15 protein-coding genes are annotated in these 18,230 nt (G+C 72.4%); 9 read left to right on the forward strand and 6 right to left on the reverse strand.

Annotated elements, in window-relative coordinates; translation table 11 throughout:
• From ASC82_RS27320 to ASC82_RS27345, 6 genes are all read left to right on the forward strand, one after another.
• Window positions 1-1,029 carry an endonuclease/exonuclease/phosphatase family protein gene (locus tag ASC82_RS27320; protein ID WP_079039510.1) on the forward strand — a complete coding sequence of 343 codons (1,029 nt, stop codon included), beginning with the start codon at window positions 1-3 and terminating at the stop codon, window positions 1,027-1,029.
• A gap of 18 nt (window positions 1,030-1,047) precedes the next feature.
• Window positions 1,048-1,290 (forward strand): DUF2630 family protein, encoded by a 243-nt coding sequence (locus tag ASC82_RS27325; RefSeq protein WP_056653420.1) that lies wholly within the window; start codon window positions 1,048-1,050, stop codon window positions 1,288-1,290.
• Between the two features lie 176 nt (window positions 1,291-1,466).
• Window positions 1,467-1,958 carry a hypothetical protein gene (locus ASC82_RS27330; protein WP_242427798.1) on the forward strand — a complete coding sequence of 164 codons (492 nt, stop codon included), beginning with the start codon at window positions 1,467-1,469 and terminating at the stop codon, window positions 1,956-1,958.
• Window positions 1,959-2,007: 49 nt separating this feature from the next.
• On the forward strand, window positions 2,008-3,957 hold the full coding sequence (locus ASC82_RS27335) for an FUSC family protein (protein WP_056653426.1): 1,950 nt from the start codon (window positions 2,008-2,010) through the stop codon (window positions 3,955-3,957).
• A 385-nt stretch (window positions 3,958-4,342) separates the two neighbouring features.
• A complete protein-coding gene (locus ASC82_RS27340; protein ID WP_056653429.1) occupies window positions 4,343-5,821 on the forward strand; it encodes an APC family permease in 1,479 nt (492 codons plus the stop codon).
• A 40-nt stretch (window positions 5,822-5,861) separates the two neighbouring features.
• Window positions 5,862-6,851 carry a hypothetical protein gene (locus ASC82_RS27345; protein ID WP_056653431.1) on the forward strand — a complete coding sequence of 330 codons (990 nt, stop codon included), beginning with the start codon at window positions 5,862-5,864 and terminating at the stop codon, window positions 6,849-6,851.
• 37 nt (window positions 6,852-6,888) lie between these two features.
• On the opposite strand, the gene ASC82_RS27350 is transcribed toward ASC82_RS27345, so the two are convergent.
• Window positions 6,889-8,955, reverse strand: a complete 2,067-nt coding sequence (locus tag ASC82_RS27350) for a PhoX family protein (protein WP_056654326.1) — start codon at window positions 8,953-8,955, stop codon at window positions 6,889-6,891.
• Window positions 8,956-9,226: 271 nt separating this feature from the next.
• Between ASC82_RS27350 and ASC82_RS31300 the strand changes: the two genes are divergently transcribed.
• The gene (locus tag ASC82_RS31300) at window positions 9,227-10,837 is read left to right on the forward strand and encodes a VWA domain-containing protein (RefSeq protein WP_242427799.1); all 1,611 of its coding nucleotides are present in this window, start codon (window positions 9,227-9,229) and stop codon (window positions 10,835-10,837) included.
• Here ASC82_RS31300 and ASC82_RS27360 read toward each other — a convergent pair.
• Window positions 10,834-11,934: a HAMP domain-containing sensor histidine kinase gene (locus ASC82_RS27360; RefSeq protein ID WP_242427800.1), complete on the reverse strand. Its 1,101-nt coding sequence runs from the start codon at window positions 11,932-11,934 to the stop codon at window positions 10,834-10,836. The two genes, ASC82_RS31300 and ASC82_RS27360, sit on opposite strands and share 4 nt — an antisense overlap.
• Window positions 11,931-12,749: a response regulator transcription factor gene (locus tag ASC82_RS27365; protein WP_056653433.1), complete on the reverse strand. Its 819-nt coding sequence runs from the start codon at window positions 12,747-12,749 to the stop codon at window positions 11,931-11,933. Before ASC82_RS27365 ends, ASC82_RS27360 begins: the two co-directional genes overlap by 4 nt.
• 112 nt (window positions 12,750-12,861) lie before the next feature.
• Here ASC82_RS27365 and metG point away from each other — a divergent pair, with 112 nt between their 5' ends.
• Window positions 12,862-14,469 carry a methionine--tRNA ligase gene (gene metG, locus ASC82_RS27370; RefSeq protein ID WP_056653436.1) on the forward strand — a complete coding sequence of 536 codons (1,608 nt, stop codon included), beginning with the start codon at window positions 12,862-12,864 and terminating at the stop codon, window positions 14,467-14,469.
• Window positions 14,470-14,558: 89 nt separating this feature from the next.
• Here the strand turns inward: metG and ASC82_RS27375 are convergent, their stop codons facing one another.
• Both ASC82_RS27375 and ASC82_RS27380 read right to left on the reverse strand, forming a co-directional pair.
• On the reverse strand, window positions 14,559-15,875 hold the full coding sequence (locus ASC82_RS27375; RefSeq protein WP_242427801.1) for a hypothetical protein: 1,317 nt from the start codon (window positions 15,873-15,875) through the stop codon (window positions 14,559-14,561).
• Window positions 15,876-15,928: 53 nt separating this feature from the next.
• Complete coding sequence (locus ASC82_RS27380; protein ID WP_242427802.1) at window positions 15,929-16,282, reverse strand: DoxX family protein; 354 nt, start codon at window positions 16,280-16,282, stop codon at window positions 15,929-15,931.
• A gap of 180 nt (window positions 16,283-16,462) precedes the next feature.
• Here ASC82_RS27380 and ASC82_RS27385 point away from each other — a divergent pair, with 180 nt between their 5' ends.
• Entirely contained in the window at window positions 16,463-17,239 is a 777-nt protein-coding gene (locus ASC82_RS27385; protein ID WP_056653442.1) for a triphosphoribosyl-dephospho-CoA synthase, read from the forward strand.
• On the opposite strand, the gene ASC82_RS27390 is transcribed toward ASC82_RS27385, so the two are convergent.
• Window positions 17,236-18,156 (reverse strand): intradiol ring-cleavage dioxygenase, encoded by a 921-nt coding sequence (locus ASC82_RS27390; protein ID WP_056653445.1) that lies wholly within the window; start codon window positions 18,154-18,156, stop codon window positions 17,236-17,238. The two genes, ASC82_RS27385 and ASC82_RS27390, sit on opposite strands and share 4 nt — an antisense overlap.
• Window positions 18,157-18,230 lie beyond the last annotated feature (74 nt).

Below are 18,230 nucleotides of genomic sequence, written 5' to 3' on the forward strand. Positions count from 1 at the left end.
GTGGACCGAGCCCTGACCGCCGAGCCCGTGGCCGGCAATTCCGCGAACGACTCCGCGACGCACTCCGAACCGCCCCTCCGGCCCAGGCGCCGTCCCGCCGCCTGGGCCGCCGGGCTGCTCCTGGTCGTCCCCGCCGTCATCAGCGCCTGCCGCCTCCTCGACACCGACGGGATCAGCCCCGTACCGCAGCTGCTCTCCGTGCTGCCCTGGCTCTCCGTGCCCGCCGGGCTCGCCGTGCTCCTCGCCGCCTTCGCCGGCCGGCGCGCGCTCACGCTGCTCGCCGTCGTCGTCCTCGGCGCGGTCGGCTGGAGCTCCCTGCCGTACATGCCGCAGCTCGTCATGTCCTCCGGGCTGCCGATCACCCGGGTCACCGTCCTCGCCGCCAACGTCGAGTACGGCCAGGCCACCGGGGCACTGACCGAGGCGATCCGGCGCGAGAACCCGCAGCTCGTGTTCGTCTCCGAGTGCGACACCGCCTGCGGACGCGCCCTGACCACGGCCTTCGCCACCGAACTCCCCCACCACGCCTCGGTCGACGCGGGCGGGGCCTCCGGCTCCGTCCTGCTGAGCGCCTACCCGCTCACCGACCGGCGGGTCATCCCGGCGGTGATGGGCATGCCGGGCGCCACCGCCGAGATCGGCGGCATGCCCGTACGCCTCCAACTCGCCCACCCGCTGCCGCCGGTGCCCGGCCAGGTGGACGCGTGGAAGCGGGAGCTCGGCCGGATCGCGGACGCCGCCCGGGACGAGCCCGGCCCCCTGCTGCTCGCCGGGGACTTCAACGCCTCCCAGGACCACGCCGCCTTCCGCAGGATCCTGGACGTCGGCCACCTCTTGGACTCCGCCCGCCTCGCGGACACGAGCCGCACGCCGACCTGGCCCATGGAAGGCCCCCTGCCGCCGTTCGCCCAGATCGACCACGTCCTGGTCAGCAGGAACTTCACCGTCCGGAACATCCGCTTCCTCGACCTCGCCGGCTCCGACCACCGGGCCGTCCTCACCTCTCTCGACCTGCGCGGAGAGCGCTGATCCGCCACGCTTGAATGCATGGACAACGAGGAGATCCTGGGCGACATCGGCGCCCTCGTCGAGGAGGAACGCGCCCTGCGGCAGCGTGCGGGCACGGGCGGCCTCCCCCCGGAGGAACGCGCCCGGCTCGCCGACCTTGAGGTCAGGCTCGACCAGTGCTGGGACCTGCTGCGCCAGCGCCGTGCGAAGGCCGAATTCGGCGAGGACCCGGACACGGCCGCCCTCCGCCCGGCCTCGGAGGTCGAGTCCTACCGCAACTGACGCCTGCCCCTGCCCTCCTGAATCCCTGCGCGCCGCGCTTCGTCGAGTGCGCCCCGTGCGCCGCTCCAGGCAGTGGCGCCACGATGAGGAGCCCACGCCCACCATGGCGCCATTCATGGCACCACAGGCGCCATGAATGGTTTCCAATGGCGCCACGCGTGTGCCATGATGGCGCCATGAGTGAGAAACCCGGCGCCATCACCGCGTTCGCCCGCTTCGTGCTCTGCGGGGGCGGGGTGGGGATCGCCTCCAGCTTCGCCGTCACCGGCCTCGCCTCCTGGATCCCCTGGTTCCTGGCCAACGCCCTGATAGCCATGGCCTCCACGCTCCTCTCCACCGAACTGCACGCCCGCTTCACCTTCGGCAAGGGCGGGCGCGCCACCTGGCGCCAGCACACGCAGTCGGCCGGATCGGCCGTGGCCGCGTACGCGGTGACCTGCCTGGCGATGTTCCTGCTCCAGCAACTGGTGGCCGCGCCCGGCGCGAAGCTCGAACAGGTCGTCTACCTGTCCGCCTCCGCGCTCGCCGGTGCCGCGCGGTTCGCGGTGCTGCGCCTCGTCGTCTTCGCACGGAACCGCTCGCGCGCCACGACCTCCGCCCGCCCGGTGCACACGACGGTCACCGCCGCCGCCCCCGCCGACCGATCGGCGCTCTGCCGCGCCGCCTGACGCCCCGTCGAGGACTCGGGTCCGCGAGGCCGCGACGTAAGTTGGGGACATGGCACGCCCCGCTCGGCCCGTACGGCTCTCCCCGCCCACCTGGCTCACGGCCGGGCTCAAGCCCGCCCCCACCCCCATCCCCTGGGCCGCCGTCCTCCGCGCGTCCGTCGCGCTCTCCGCGCCGATCGCCGTCGGACTCGCCGTCGAGCAGCCCGTCTACGGCGCCCTCGTCTCCATGGGCGCCCTCTCCGGCGTCATCGGCGACACCGCCGACGCGTACCGGATGCGGATCTTCAACATCGCCGTGCCGCAGCTCTTCGGCGCCCTCGGCGTCACCCTCGGCACCCTCGTCTTCGGCCACGGCTGGATCGCCGTCGCCGCCGTCACCCTCGTCGCGCTCGTCTCCGGGATGATCTCCTCGATCGGCGCGGTCGCCTCCGTCTCGGGACTGCTGCTCCTCCTCAACTGCGTGGTCGGCGCGGGCCTCCCCATGCCCGGACCGTGGTGGAAGGCACCCCTGCTCCTCGGCGTCGGCGGACTCTTCGTCCTCCTCCTCTCCCTCCTCGGCTGGCCCCTGCGCCGCACCGCCCCCGAACGCACCGCCGTCGCCGACACCTACCGGGCCGTCGCCGAGCTCTACGAGGCCGCCGGCACCCCCACGTACGACGAGCAGCGCCACGCCGTCACCGCCTCCCTCAACCAGTCCTACGACCTGGTCCTCGCCCGCCGCGCCCGCCAGCACGGCCGCGCCCCGCACCTCGTCCGGCTGCTCGCCCAGCTCAACGCCCTCGTCCCGCTCCTGGAAGCCGCCCCCGCCGCCCAGCTCCGCGTCCGGCTCATCGGCCCGCTGCCCGCCGCGATCCCCGCGGCCGTACGGGAGCTCGCCGACGCCGTCGAGGAGGGCCGCACCGGCACCCCCGTCCTCGACCTGCCCGCGCCCGAGCGGCCCGCGGAGAAGGCCGTCGACCACGCCGTGCGCTACGCGGCGACCGTCGTCCACAAGGCGGAGCCCGACCCGTACAACGTCGACGACCGCCTCGGCCGCCCCGCCGCACTCCGCGTCCGGGCCCGCAGGGCCGCCCGCGCCGTCCTGCTCTCCGAGGCCTCCTGGCGGTACGGGCTGCGGCTCGCGCTCTGCATCGGCCTCGCCCAGGCCCTCGTCTCGCTGATCGCCGTCCCCCGCTCCTACTGGGTCGCGCTCACCGTCACCTTCGTCATGAAGCCCGACTTCGGCTCGGTCTTCTCCCGGGCCGTCCTCCGCGCCTTCGGCACCGCCGCAGGACTCGTCCTCGCCGCGCTCGTCCTCTCCGAAGTCCCGCGCGGCTGGTGGGACGTGCCCGTGATGGTCGTCCTCGCCGCCCTGATCCCGGCCTTCTCGGCGAAGGGGTACGCCTTCCAGACCGCGGCCATCACCCCGGTCATCCTGCTGCTCTCCGACATGCTCAACCACCAGGGCTTCGACCTCGTCCTGCCCCGCCTCTACGACTCGCTCATCGGCTGCGCGATCACCCTGGTCGCCGGCTACCTCCTCTGGCCCGAGTCCTGGCACACCCGCATCGGCGACCGGCTCGCGGACGCCGTCGCCGACACCGCCGCGTACGTGAACGGCGCCTTCTCGGGCGACGACAGGACCGCCCGGCACCGGGCCCGGCGGAAGCTCTACCGCGACCTGTCGACCGTCCGCTCCGAATTCCAGCGCGCCCTGACCGAACCGCCGCCCACCGGCCCTCGCGCCGCCGCCTGGTGGCCGCTCGTCGTCGCCGTCGAGCGGATCGTCGACGCGACGACCGCGGCCCGGATCCGCGTCGACCACGGCGCCCCGGCCCCCGAGCCCGCCGAGGTCGCCGCCGTGGAGCGCGAGTTGCGCGAGCTCTCCGACGGACTGCGCTCCACCGACACGCTCGTGGAGGTCCGCGTGGAGCTCCCCGGCGACGAGAGCGGAGTCCTCGCGCCGCTCCGCCAGGAGGTCCTCGCGGCCCGCGCCATCGCCGGTCCCGACCTGCGGTAAACCTCCCCCGAGGGGCGTACGGAAGGACTTACCGGCGGTCACGGAACGGAACCTTCCCCACCGCCGTTACCGAACGCCACCCGGGCGACTACGATGCGCTCGATCTCACCGATATTCGCCGGGATTCACAGCGCTACCCCGTGATCCGCGCCCGCCGCCGTCGCGCAACCGACCCGGCGGACGGGCCACTTCACCCTGCCGCCACCGCACCACGATCGCACCGCCCTACCACCGCACCACGAACGCCTTGACGCACCACAGCACCACAGCACCACAGCACCACGAATGCCCTACCGCACCACCGCACCACCAACGCCTTGACGCACCACCGCACCACCGCACCACCAGCCCCGCCCCTCACCCCCCGCGCCCCGAGGACTCCGCCATGCGCACCACCCACAGCAGAGGGCTCCAGCCCAATGTCCTCGGCACGTTCGACACGATCGTGATGGCCGTGGCGGGCAGCGCGCCCGCCTACTCGCTGGCCGCGACCACCGCCGTCCTCTTCGGCGCGGTCGGCTTCGCCGGACCCGCCGCCCTGCTCTACTGCGCGATACCGATGCTCGGCATCGTGCTCGCCTACGCCCGCCTCGGCCGCATCGACGTCAACGCCGGTGCCGGCTACTCCTGGGTGGGCCGCACGCTCCACCCCTTCCTCGGCTTCCTCTCCGGCTGGGCGCTCGTCTTCGCCGCCACCGTCTTCATGGTGGCGGGCTCGCTCCCCGCCGGCTCCCTCACGCTCTCCCTGATCGACCCGGACCTCGCCGACAACACCCCGCTCGCGGCGGCCGTCGGCGCCGGCTGGTTCCTGATGATGCTGCTCGTCGTCCTGGGCGGCGCCCGCCTCACCGTACGGGCCCAACTCGTCATGTCCGGCGTCGAAATGGTCATCCTCATCGGCTTCGTCCTCGCCGCCGTCCTGCACCGGGGCCGGGCCACCGCCTTCGACTGGTCCTGGTTCGGCCTCGGCCAGTTCGACGGCCCCCAGGGCTTCGCCGCCGGCGCCCTCATCGCCGCGTTCTACTACTGGGGCTGGGACGTCACCAGCAACCTCAGCGAGGAGACCCGGAACAGCCGCCGCACGGCGGGACTCGCCGCGCTCGTCGGCGTCGGCTTCGTCTTCGTCCTCTTCGAGGCCTTCACCGTCGCCGTGAACGTCCTGCTGACCGCCGAGGAGATCCGCACCGCCGGACCCAACGTCCTCGCCGTCCTCGGCCAGGAGATCTGGCCCGGTGTCGGCGGCAAGCTCCTCGTCGTGGCCGTCGTCCTGTCGACCGTCGCCACCCTGGAGACCACCCTCCTCCAGGTCACCCGCTCGCTCTTCGCGATGGGCCGCGACCGGACCCTGCCCGCCGCGCTCGGCACCGTGCACCGCCGCTGGAACACCCCGTGGGTCGCGATCGCCACCGTCGGCGGCGCCGCGCTCCTCATGTTCGTCGCCGCCGCGACCGCCGAGTCCGTCCAGCGGATCCTCAGCGACGCCGTCGCCGCGATCGGCCTCCAGATCGCGTTCTACTACGGCCTCGCGGGCATCGCCGCCGTCGTCGCGTACAAGTCGCTCCTGCTGCGCTCCGTACGGAACTTCGTCCTCGGCGGCCTGTGGCCGCTGCTCGGCTCCGGCTTCATGCTCTGGTGCTTCGTCGAGTCCCTCGGCGAACTCTCCACCACCGCCCTCACCATCGGCCTCGGCGGGCTGCTCCTCGGCGTCGTGCCGCTGCTCGTGTACTGGCGGAAGGGCAGCGACTACTACCGCCCCGCCCGCCTGGACGCGGTCCGCGCGCTCGCCGCCACCGAGGACTCCGGCCCCGCCACCCCGCGCGCCCGCACCGGCGCCCACGACAAGAGCTACGCCACCGACTTCTGAGCACCCACGAGACCGTAGTAGAACGCGATCTGGAGGTCCCATGGCCGTACGCCGCCGCTCCGCGCGCACGGCGCGAGCGGAGCGCTTCGCGCCCGACTTCGACCCGGACTTCGGCGACCGCGCCCTCACCGAGGCGCGCCACGACATCGTCATCGGCCGCTGGCAGGGAGTCCGCGACCTGCTCGCCGCCACCGGCGACGACTGGGCACGCCGCACCCACCGGATACGGCTCCTCTCGCACGCCGCCGCGGGCAGCTCCACCGTCGAGACCTGGCGGGCGGCCGAGCCCGGCAACCCCGACGCCGCCGTGCTGCGCGCCGCGACCGAGGTCGTCCGGGTCTTCGACGCGGCCATCGCGGCCGGCCGGGGAGCGGCCGTCGAGCGGGGCCGGATCGACGCCGCCGTCGACGCCTGCCGGGGCGCGGCCGAAGCGGCGCCCGCCGACCCCATGCCCTGGGTGTCCCTGCTGTCGGTGGCCAGGCTGTACGAGGGCGGGGTGGCCCGCCGCGAACTGCGCCACTGGTTCGACGAGTTGCGGCGCCGCGACCCGTACAACACCGAGGGCCACATCCAGGTGCTGCGCTACTGGTCGGCGCGGTGGCACGGCACGCACGGCAGCATGTACGACTTCGCGCGCGACGCGGCGGGCGTGGCGCCGCCCGGCTCCCCACTGCCGGTCCTGGTGCAGGTCGCCCGGGTCGAGGAGTACCGCTACATCGCGGACGGGGCACTCGGCCGGGGTCCCGTGCGGGGCTTCGACCAGCACTGGAAGCACGAGCTGGCGGTGACGGAGCTGCGCCGCACGTACGCGCGCTGGATCGGCGGCAGGGAGCCGGACCGCCCGGTGGCGCCGGAGGAGGTCGGGGACCTCCATTTCCTCGCGCACGCGGCCTGTTACGCGGGCCAGGTGGAGATCGCCCGCGAGCTGCTCGGGATGCTCGGCGCGCGGGCGGCGTGGGTGCCGTGGGCGTACACGGGGGACCCGGAGGAGCAGTTCGTACGGTTCAGGGAGGGCCTGGGAGTGGAGTAAGGCTTACGGGCTCCACCCCCGGACCCTCCCCGCGTCATCAGACGCCGATGTCGCGGCCGTCCGTGCGCCAGACGGAGACGACCGACGGGCGGACGATCTTGCCGGGCCCGTCCGGCCACTCCGACTTCGGGTTCTCGACGGAGGCGCCGTCGAGCTCGCCCGGGTGCTGCACCGAGACCAGGACGCGGCGGTCCTGGATGATCGGGCCGCAGGTCTCGGCGCCCTTCGGCACGGTCAGGAACTGCTTCAGCTCACCGCGCCGCTCGCCCTGCGTGGCGACGCCGAACAGGCCGTCGTGCGAACCGAGCTGGTTGCCGTCCGTCGAGATCCACAGGTTGCCGTGCGGGTCGAAGGCGACGTTGTCCGGGCAGGAGATCGGGGAGACCTTCTCCTTGGGGAAGCCGGCGAAGTAGGTGGCCGGGTCGTTCGGGTCGCCGGCGACGAGGAAGAGACGCCAGGCGAAGCCGTCGGCGGCCGGGTCGTCCCAGTGCTCGGCGAGCTCCAGGATCTGCCCGTGCTTGTTGAGGTTGCGCGGGTTGGCCTCGTCGACGCCCGGGTTCGTGCCCTTGCCCCGGTTGCTGTTGTTGGTGAGCGCGACGTACACGCGGCCGCTGCGCGGGGACGGCTCGACGTCCTCGGGGCGGTCCATCTTCGTCGCGCCGACCTTGTCACCGGCGAGACGGGTGAAGACGAACACCTCGTCGGCGGTCAGGCCGGGGACGTGCGAGATGGCACCGTCGGCGGTGGCGGTGGCGAGCGGGATCCACTGGCCGCTGCCGTCGAACTCGCCGTCGTTGGGCAGCTTGCCCGTGCCGTCGATCTCGGCGGCCGGGGAGTCGCCGGTCAGCTTGGCGACGTACAGCGTGCCCTCGTCGAGGAGCGTCAGGTTGTGCTCGCGGGCGCTGCGCGAGTTCCCCTTCTTCATCCGCTTCGACGAGACGAACTTGTAGAAGTAGTCGAAGCGCTCGTCGTCGCCCATGTAGACGACCGGGCGGCCGTCCTCGGTGAGACGGGGCTGCGCGGCCTCGTGCTTGAAGCGGCCGAGCGCGGTGCGCTTGCGGGGCGTGGAGTCCGGGTCGTACGGGTCGAGCTCGACGACCCAGCCCTGGCGGTGCACCTCGTTGGGCTCCTGGCGGAGGTCGAAGCGCGAGTCGAACCGCTCCCACTTCCTCTCGGAGGCACCGGTGCCGACCCCGTACCGCTTGTCGGTGGCGGAGCTCCCGTACGCGAAGTACTGGTTGAAGTTCTCCTCGCCGTGGAGGGTGGTGCCCCACGGGGTGGTGCCACCGGCGCAGTTGTTGAGCGTGCCCAGGACGATACGGCCGTCCGGGTCGGCGCTCGTCTTCACCAGGTCGCTGCCGGCGGCGGGGCCGGTCAGCTCGAACTCGCTGGTGGTGTGCAGACGCCGGTTGAGGTAGTGGCGGGTGACCGGGGTGAGCTTGCCGGAGCGGTGCTCCTCCTGGACGACGACGACCGACAGGCCGTGCGCGGCCCAGGCGATCTCGACCTGCTCGCGGGTCGGGTTCTCGGCGTCGTAGCCCCGGAACATCAGGACTTCGTCGGTGTACTCGTGGTTGGCGACGAGGACCTGGCGGTGGTGCTCCCCGCGCAGCGGCAGCAGGGAGAGGAAGTCGTTGTTGTAGCCGAACTGGCCGGCCTGGGCCTTCGCGGTCTGCTTCTCGGAGTCGAAGGCGGGGGTGCCGCGGAGGATCGGCTCACCCCAGCGGATGACCACGTTCTGCGCGTAACCGGCGGGGACGGTGACCTGGTCGGCGGTGTTCGGCGCGACGGCGGCGAACCGGAGGCCGCGGGCCCCGTCGACCTTGCCGCCGCCGTGGCCCGGCTTCTGCGGGCGGGCGACGGCGTCCGGCGCGCTGCCGAGGACGACGGCACCGCCGGCGGCGGAGGCGACGGTCACGACGGCGGCGGCGCGGAGGGCCGAACGGCGGGAGAGCACACCGGCTATGACGTCGCCGACGTACTCGTTGTCGCTGGTGTTGGGCACCTCGTGGAAGCAGGCGTCACCACACCGGAACCGGCAGGTGAGAGCGGAACGGCCGCCTCCGTGGGGGTTCGTGCTCAGGAGCGGCAGCAGTTTGCGCACTTCGTCCTCCTCCGGCGCACACTGCGCCGACATGGTGTCGGGAATCCTTCGGCCGCGACGCTATGTGCGCACATCTGCACAGGGGCGGCGCCGGAGTGAACGCCGAATGAATGCACGGCAACCGGGGGCGACCGGGTCACAAGGGAGGGAGGGGGTGGCCGCTAACCTTACGTGTCCGCCCTGGCCAGGGATGAACGTCCCGAAACGCCCAGTACGGACATTCACACTGCACCCACTCATGCGAAAGGGTTCGCCCATGGGTATTCGGAGCATGCTGCGCAAGGTATTCGGCCGGGACCGCGAGGACACCCCGGCGACCTCCGTCCCGGCCCAGACGCGTGAGGCCTCGTCCACGGACGCGTCCGCGTCGGTGTCGGCGACGACGACGGACACGGCTACGTCCGCGTCGACGGACGCCGAGGAAGAGGCGGCCCGCCGCGCGGCGGACGACCTGGTGGCGGCGTCGTTCGACAACCCGCAGGTCCCGAAGGCGCGGAGCGGGGAGACGGCGGTCGAGGCGGCAGAGACAGCGGTCGAGACGTCGGAGACGGCGAGCGCGTCGGAGCCGACGACGGCCGAGGAGCCGGCGGAGGCACCGGCCGCGACCGTCGAGGCCGAAGAGCCGGCCGCCACGACGGTCGAGGCGCCGGAAGCGGAGGCATCCCCCGCGACCGTCGAGGCCGAGGAGCCGGCCGCCGCTGCGGTCGACGCCGAGGAGCGGACGGAGCCGGAGGCGGAGACCGCGGAGGCACCGGCCGCCGCCACGGTCGAGACCGAGTCCGAGACCGAGACCGCCGAACCGGCTGCGCCGGAGGCGGAGGCCGAGGCGGAGGCCGAGGCGGAGCCGGAAGCGGCAGCCGCCGAGTCGCCCGACACCGAGACCGCCGAGCCGGAAACGGAGCCGGAAACGGTGGCCGCCACGGCCCCGGCGGAGCCGGAAGCGGAGGCGGAAGCGGTCGTCGCCGTCGACGCTCCGGAGGAGCAGGAAGGCGCGGCGGAGCCCGCGACCGCCGAGGCGGAGCCGGAGGCTGTCCTCGCAGCCGAGGTGGATGTGGAGCCCGCGGCCGACGACGCGAGCCCGGCCGAGGTCGAGGCCGAGGTCGAGGTCGAGGCCGAGCCCGTCGCCGCCGAGGCGCAGGTCGCCGAAGCCGACACGGACACCGACGCCGAGACGGACACCGAGGCCGCCACCGACACGGACACCGAGACCGGCACCGGCACCCCCGCCCTCCCCCTCGCCAAGGTGAAGGCCGCCGCCCCGCACCTCGCCGACGCGTACAAGGCCGCGGGCGCCCAGCTCAAGAAGCAGGGGCTCACCGGGGCGCGGGCAGCCGTGTACCTCGTGGTGGACCGTTCCGGTTCGATGCGCGGGTACTTCAAGGACGGCTCCGTGCAGCGTCTCGCCGAGCAGACCGTCGCGCTCGCCGCGCACCTGGACGAGGACGCCACCGTCACGACCGTGTTCTTCTCCACGGACATCGACGGCACCGTCGACCTCGCTCCCGCCGACCTCACGCCCACCCGCGTCGAGGAGGTCAACGCCACACTCGGCCGCCTGGGCCGCACCAACTACCACCGCGCGGTGGAGGAGGTCCTGGCCCACCACGAGAAGGCCGACCCGACGCGGCCCGCCCTGGTCGTGTTCCAGACCGACGGCGCGCCCGAGTCGAAGACGGCCGCCACGCAGGCGCTGGCCGAGGCGGCGGACCGCCCGCTGCACTGGCGGTTCGTGGCCTGGGGCGAAGAGGACAACAAGGCCTTCGACTTCCTCCGGAAGCTCGACGGCACGCCCCGTACCGCCGCGTACTTCCCCGGCGCGACCCCGGTCGAGACGGCGCACCCGGCGTTCTACCGCGGGCTGCTCGACGGCCTGGAGTTCTAGGACGAGGAGGCGGCGGGGGTGGCGGTGACCGGCAGGGTCACCGCCACCGCGAGCCCGCCGCCCTCCGCAGTACTGCGCGCGGTCGCCGTCACGCACCCTCCGTGCGCCACGGCGATCGACCGCACGATGGAGAGCCCGAGCCCGGCGCCCGGCCCCATGCGGTCCCGCCCTTCCCCTCTCCGGAAGGGTTCGAAGAGGCCGTCGACCTGCTCCGGGGGAACGACGGGCCCGGTGTTGACCACGGTCAGCACCCCGCCCTCGACGTGTACGTCGACCACACCCCCGGGCACGTTGTACGCGACGGCGTTCGCGACGAGGTTCCGGACGAGCTGCCCGAGCAGCACCCGACTCCCCCGCACCACACCCCCGTCGACCACGACGACCGCGTCCTCGTACTCCTCCACGACGACCTCCCCCAGCACCACGTCCTCCCGCTCGGCGAGCCCCCGCTCGCTCCGCGCGAGGAGGAGCAGCCCGTCGATGAGCCGTTCGCTGCGGCGGTTGGTGTCGAGCAGGATCTGCCGCACCTCGCAGTCGTCGTCGAGACCGACCTGGATCGCGGCGCGCTGGGTGGCGAGCGGGGTGCGGAGCTCGTGCGAGGCGTTGGCGATGAAGCGGCGCTGGCTGTCGAAGGCCGTCTCCAGGCGTCCGAGGAGGGCGTCGATCGTGTCGCCGAGTTCCTTGAGCTCGTCGTCGGGGCCGCTCGCCGCAATCCGCTCGTGCAGGTTCCGCTCGGAGAGCCGCCGCGCGCGGGCAGTCATCTCGTGCACGGGCCGCAGGACGCGCCCGGCGGTCCACCAGCCGACGACGACGGCGCCGCAGGCGATGACGAGCAGGGCCATGCAGGACCACATGAACATCTGCTCGCCGGCGGCCCGGCTGATGTCGTCGCCGATCCGGTACGCCTCCACGGCGGCGCCCTCGCCCGCCCGCGCGACGATCGCGTCCGTCGTGTCGTCCGTACCGGCGAGGACGAGGAGGTTCACGACGAGCAGCAGCACGGCACCGAGGACCAGGAAGACACCTCCGTACACGAGCGCGATCCGGGTCCGGATGGTGGAGCCGGACCCGAGCAGGGGCTCGTTCGCAGAGCTCACAGCACGTACCCGACGCCCTGCACGGTCCGGATGAGCCCGGGCTCCCCCACCTTGGCGCGCAGCTTGCTCATGCAGACGCGTACGGCTCCGGTGAAGGGGTCGGTGTGGACGTCCCAGGCGCGTTCGAGGAGCTCTTCGGCGGAGACGACGGCACCGTCCGCCTCCAGGAGGAGCTGGAGGACGGAGAACTCCTTCGGGGAGAGGTCGAGGTCGCGCCCGTCGCGGGTGGCGGTCCGGCGGACGGTGTCGACGCGCAGCCCGTCCCGTTCCAGGAGGGGCGGGAGCGGCGGGCGGGCGGAGCGGCGGCGCAGGGCGCGGACGCGGGAGACGAGCTCGGGGAACTCGAAGGGCTTGCCCAGGTAGTCGTCGGCGCCGAGGTCGAGACCCTCGACGCGGTCCTCGACGGTGGTGGCGGCGGTCAGCATGAGGATGCGGGTGGGGGAGCCGGCGGCGACGAGGCGCCGGGCCACGTCGTCGCCGTGGACGCGGGGCAGGTCGCGGTCGAGGACGAGGACGTCGTACGGACTCGGCGAAAGCGGACCGGGCACGAACGGTCCGGACGCGAACGGGCCCGACGCCCTCATGCCCGACGCGCTCGTACCCGACGCGCTCATGCCCGACGCGAACGGGCCCGACACGCTCGCGCCCGAAGCGATCCGACCACCACCACCGACGCCCTCCCACCCGACCAGACCCAACCGCTCCAGGGCGTCGTCCCCGCCGTGGACGGTGTCGACGGCGAAGCCGGCCCGCCGCAGGCCGACGGCGACGAGCTCCGCGAGGACGCGCTCGTCCTCGGCCACCAGTACACGCATGCCCCCATCCTCCCCGCCGGGATGTTTCCCGGACCTCTCCCCCGTCGTGTCCTCGTCCCACCCGCGGTTATCGATGTGAGTGGATCTTCGTACGACCGTTAGGATTTCGACCATGGCGGCCACTGGATCCGAGAAGCAGGGGGCGAAGGCGTTCTACGTCACGACCCCCATTTACTACGTCAACGACGCTCCTCACCTGGGCCACGCCTATACGACCGTCGCAGGCGACGTGCTCACGCGCTGGCACCGTCAGCGCGGCGAGAAGGTGTGGTACCTCACCGGCACGGACGAGCACGGTCAGAAGATCATGCGCACGGCCGAGGCGAACAACGTCACGCCCCAGGCCTGGTGCGACAAGCTCGTCGAGGAGGCGTGGAAGCCCCTCTGGGAGCACCTGAACATCGCGAACGACGACTTCATCCGCACCACGCAGAAGCGTCACACCGACCGCGTGCAGGAGTTCGTGCAGGACCTGTACGACAAGGGTGAGGTCTACAAGGGCGGGTACGAAGGCCCGTACTGCGTGGGCTGCGAGGAGTTCAAGCTCCCGGGCGACCTCATCGAGGCGGAGGACGGCACCAAGCTGTGCCCCGTCCACAAGAAGCCGGTGGAGATCCTCAAGGAGGAGAACTACTTCTTCAAGCTGAGCGAGTACGGCCCGAAGCTCCTGGAGTTCTACGAGTCGAACCCGGGCTTCATCCAGCCGGAGTCCGCCCGCAACGAGGTCCTGAACTTCGTCAAGCAGGGCCTTGAGGACCTCTCGATCTCGCGTTCCACCTTCGACTGGGGCATCCCGGTCCCGTGGGACGACAAGCACGTCATCTACGTGTGGATCGACGCCCTCCTGAACTACGCGACGGCCGTCGGCTACGGCGCCGACCAGGCGAAGTTCGACGAGACCTTCCCGGCGAACGTCCACCTCATCGGCAAGGACATCCTCCGCTTCCACGCGATCATCTGGCCCGCGATGCTGATGGCGCAGGGCCTGCCGGTCCCGGGCCGCGTCGCGGCGAACGGCTGGCTGATGGTCGGCGGCGAGAAGATGTCGAAGTCGAACCTGACGGGCATCAAGCCGCAGGACCTGACCTCGCACTTCGGCGTGGACGCGTACCGCTGGTACTTCCTGCGGGCGATCGCGTTCGGCCAGGACGGCTCGTTCTCGTGGGAGGACTTCACGGCCCGCTACACGAGCGAGCTGGCGAACGACTACGGCAACCTGGCGTCCCGCGTCGCGGCGATGGTCGGCAAGTACTTCGACGGCGCGCTGCCGGCCTCGACGGCCGACGGCGACGCGGAGAAGGCGATCCACGAGGGCCTGGCCAAGGCCGTCGCGACGGCCGACGCGAAGATCGGCGAGGAGCTGGACTTCCAGGCCGGCATCCTGGCGATCTTCGACTTCGTGAAGCAGGTCAACGGCTACATCACGGAGCAGGAGCCGTGGAAGGTCGCGAAGGACGAGTCGGAGGAGGGCCGGGCCCGCCTGGCGACGATCCTCTACACGGCCGCCGAGTCGCTCCGCGCCGTCGCGGTCCTGCTCAACGCGATCATGCCCGAGACCTCGCAGGCCCTCTGGGACTCCCTCGGCGCCGAGGAGTCCCTGGGCGCCCTGTCGGCCCAGCCGGTCCAGTCCTCCGCGACCTGGGGCCAGCTCCCCGCGGGCGCGACGGTGACGAAGGGCGCGGTGCTGTTCCCGCGCCTGGAGGAGCCGAAGAAGGACTGACGTCCCCTCTCGTACGGCAAAAGGCCGCCGCCCCTGCTCACAGGGGTGGCGGCCTTTTGCCGTCTGCTTCACATGCGAAAGGGAGCGGGTCAGGCGGGCGGGTCGAGAGAGAACACGACCCGCTTGCCGGCGGCGCCGGGGGCCCAGTTCGCTCGCTCGTTCAGGCCCCAGAGCCGGCCGGAGGCGGGGGCCCAGGAAAGGTTCTGAGTGATGGGCGGGGCCTTCGTGAGCACGTGCGGAGCCTCTCCGGGCTTCGCACGATGGATGCAGTACGGAGCGTCGCTGTCCGTCGTTCCGGCGTACTCGGGGCACTCGCCGCTGAAGTAGTAGTACGTGCCGTCGGTCGCGGCGCCCTGGACCTTCCAGACGGGCACACGGTAGGCGGCGGCCGCCGCCACCTTGCCGGTGGTGTCGTCGGCGGTGTCCGTCTGCAGCAGGGCGGTGGCGGCGTTGAGCGGCCAGCGGATGAGGGGGCGGCCGCCTTGGGCGCCGATCTCGGACACGATGAGGCCGTCGGTGCCGGTGCGGTCGAGGCTGAGCGACGTCATGCAGGGGGTGGTGGGTGCCGTGTCGCTGCACGCCGCGCCGAGGGCCGCGTTGGAGTAGATGCCGATCATCGGCAGGGCCCACTCGTGCTGGGCGGCGTACGCCTTGCCGCCGACGACTCCGACGGATGTGGAGCCGCTGTCCGTCTTCCACAGGTGCCGCAGGTCGTAGACCTGGATCTGGTGGCCCGTGGCGACGAAGAGCTTGTTGCCGTACCAGGCCACGCCGTCGGCGTGGGCCCCGGTCTTCGGGACGCTCTGGGAGGCCGGGTTTCCGACCGCCTCGAAGTTCGCGGTGTCGCCGGAGCCGTACGGGTCGACCAGGAGGATGCGGTGGTAGACAGGCGCCGCGCCGGCGCTGCTCTTGTCGACGACCGTGATGCGGGCTTGCGTGTTGCTCGCGTTGTGCCACGAGGCGATGGAGACGTACTTGCCGTTCCAGGTGCCGCCGGGCTGGGCGTCATGGGATCCCGTGAACCCCTGGGGCGTCCACTCGCTGGAGGTGTCGTCCTCGAGGTTCCAGCAGAAGCCGTTCACGCTGTACGCGGGATCGAGGTAGTTCGTGTGGCACAGGCCGTTCCGGCCCGTGACGCCGGTCCCGTCCAGGACCGGCGCGAGAGCGGGCTGGTCCGTGAAGCTGGTGACCCGGCCCGACGTCTCCAGAGCGTCGATGGCGGCGGCGCGCCCGCTGAAGTCCCCCGCGGTGAGCTCCAGGTTCGACGCGTCGATGGCGGCGAACGGCGTCGCCGCGGCAGCCGGCTGTGCCCCCGTCAGCGCCAGGACCAGCAGGCCGAGCGCCGCCACCACCGCACCGAACGTGCGGGAGTGGCGGCGCGGTCCGGATGATCGTTTTCTTGTCATCGCGCGATGCTATGACGGGCCCGTCGCCGCCGGTGAACGTTTCCTGCACCTTCTCACCAGGTCAGGGCCAGGGCGGCGACGGCGGGGGCCATGTAGACCAGCGGGAAGGGCACGTGGCCGTACGAGCGGGCCCGGACGATGGTGATCACGGCGCCGGCGAAGTACAGGATCAGCCCGATCGCGGCGAGGGTCCCGATCACCGGCAGGTAGAACCCGACGACGAGCCCGACGGCCCCGGCGGCCTTGGCGGCCCCGAGCCAGTTCCACCACGACTGCGGCACGCCGTACTGGGCGAGGGGCTCGACGACGAACGCGGCGCGGAAGAAGATCGCCGCGGCGGAGAACCCGGCCATGAACGCGGCGACGGCGGTGACGACGACTGCGGTGGTGGACATCTCGGTGAACATCGCGACGGCTCCTTCAGCCTCTCCGTATCCGCCTCGACCGAGCCGGACACAGCACTGACGGAGCGGGGCCGGGAAGTGTGACGGCCCGCGCGAAGTTTTTCCGCGCACCCGTTGGGTGACACAGCCGACCCACAGGTCGACCCGAGGAAACGCCCAGGTCCGGTGCCTAGCGTGCGCGGCATGGTCGTGACGCGTGAGGACGAGGTGCTGGCCCGGGCTGCGGTGGAAGGGCTGCTTGCGGGGGTGGAGCTGACGCCCAAGCCGGGGCTACCGGATGCCCGGGAGGCGGACCTGTCGGGGCTGCGGTGGTCCGCGCGGGCGCTGGAGCCGGGGCTCGCCGCGATGGCGGCGGCCGCGCGGCGGACCGGGGAGCCGGGGAAGTGGCTTCGGGCCGAGCTCGGGGCGGTGGGGCGGTCCACCGAACGGGCCATGGCGCGGGCGGACGGCGGCGCGGTCCTGCACCACGGGGCCGTGTGGCCGCTGGGGCTGCTGGTGGCGGGGGCCGCGCTCGCGCCGGGTGGGACCGTGGAGGAGATCACGGGGCTCGCGGGCCGGATCGCGGCCCACCCGGACGGCCGTGCTCCACGCGTGGCGACCCCCGGCTCGTCCGTCTCCGTCCGGTACGGCGCCGCCGGCGCGAAGGGCGAGGCGCGGGCCGGGTTCCCGCACGTACGGAGGGCGTCGGCAGCACTCCGTACCGCCCGCGCCGCCGGGGCGCGCGAGCCCGAGGCCCGCCTGAACGCCCTGCTCACGATCATGACCACCCTCCAGGACACCGGCCTCCTGCACACGGCCGGCCCGCACGGCCTGCGGGAGGCCCAGGACGGAGCCCGGGAGGTGCTGGCCGGCGACCTGCCGCTCGACACCTTCGACCGACGGCTCCGCGAACGCACCCTCCACCCCCGGGGCAGCGGCCACCTCCTGGCCGCTGCCCTGTTCCTGGACTGCCTCCGTTAGGCGGAGGTCCCGGTGTGGGTCTCGTCGGGGTCGACGCCGAGGGTGAGGGTGGCGGAGACACCCTTCGCGATCTTCCCCTTGGGGTACTTGAGGGCGAGGAGGCCGCCCTCGGCCCCGTTGCCGGGGTAGATGGTGTCGTCGTCGAGGGTCGTCCGCTCGGTGGTGCTGGTGGAGTACGGCGCGACCTTCGCGGAGTCGAGAACCGCGCTCTCGGCGAAGAAGAGCTGGCCGGTGTGGCAGGTGTGCCCGCCCTCGTAACCGGAGGCCGTCATCTTCCCGCCCACGTGCACCTTGGTGTGGACGTGCACGCAACGCCCCCGGTACCAGCCGGGGAAGACCGTCCGGAACTCCACGTACCCGTGCTTGTCGGTGAGCTGAGTCCCCCGCAGGTACCGCTTGTCGTCGGTGGGCTCCTCGTGCCCGCCGCCTCCGCCACCGCCACCGGGACCTCCGGTCGGGGGCGTACCGGTGGGCGGCGTACCGGTGGGGGCATCGGTCGGAGGCGTACCGCCTCCGGGCCCACCGGGCCCGCCCGAACTCAGGCTCTCGTAACCGGAGTAGATGCCCAGCGCATCGCAGTGCCAGATGTCGACGGCGGCGCCGCGCAGCGGCTTACAGGTGTCGGAGTCGACGACCTTGAGCCGCAGGATCATCGGGATGCCCTCACGGTCCTCGGTGATGTCCCGGCGGATCTTGTCGGCGTCGATGTAGTACGGGCCTTCGGTCGTCTCGGAGGTCAGCCGATAGCAGGCCTCACCCGCCGTGGGCTTCGCGGACGACTCCTTCCCGGCCGCTCCGTCCGCCGAGGCGGTGGAGACGACCCCGACGCCGATCCCCGCCGCGACCACGACCCCACCACCCGCGACGAGTGCCCGCCGCCGGGTCATGTCCCGCCTGTGCTTCTGGTTTTCGCTCATGGGCGAGGACCCTAGGAATCACGCCTGTCAGGAACGTGGGAGCGGGCTGTGGGTTCCTGTGGACGTGAGGCCGA

It is taken from the genome of Streptomyces sp. Root431 (assembly GCF_001426585.1).
Taxonomy (GTDB): domain Bacteria; phylum Actinomycetota; class Actinomycetes; order Streptomycetales; family Streptomycetaceae; genus Streptomyces; species Streptomyces stackebrandtii.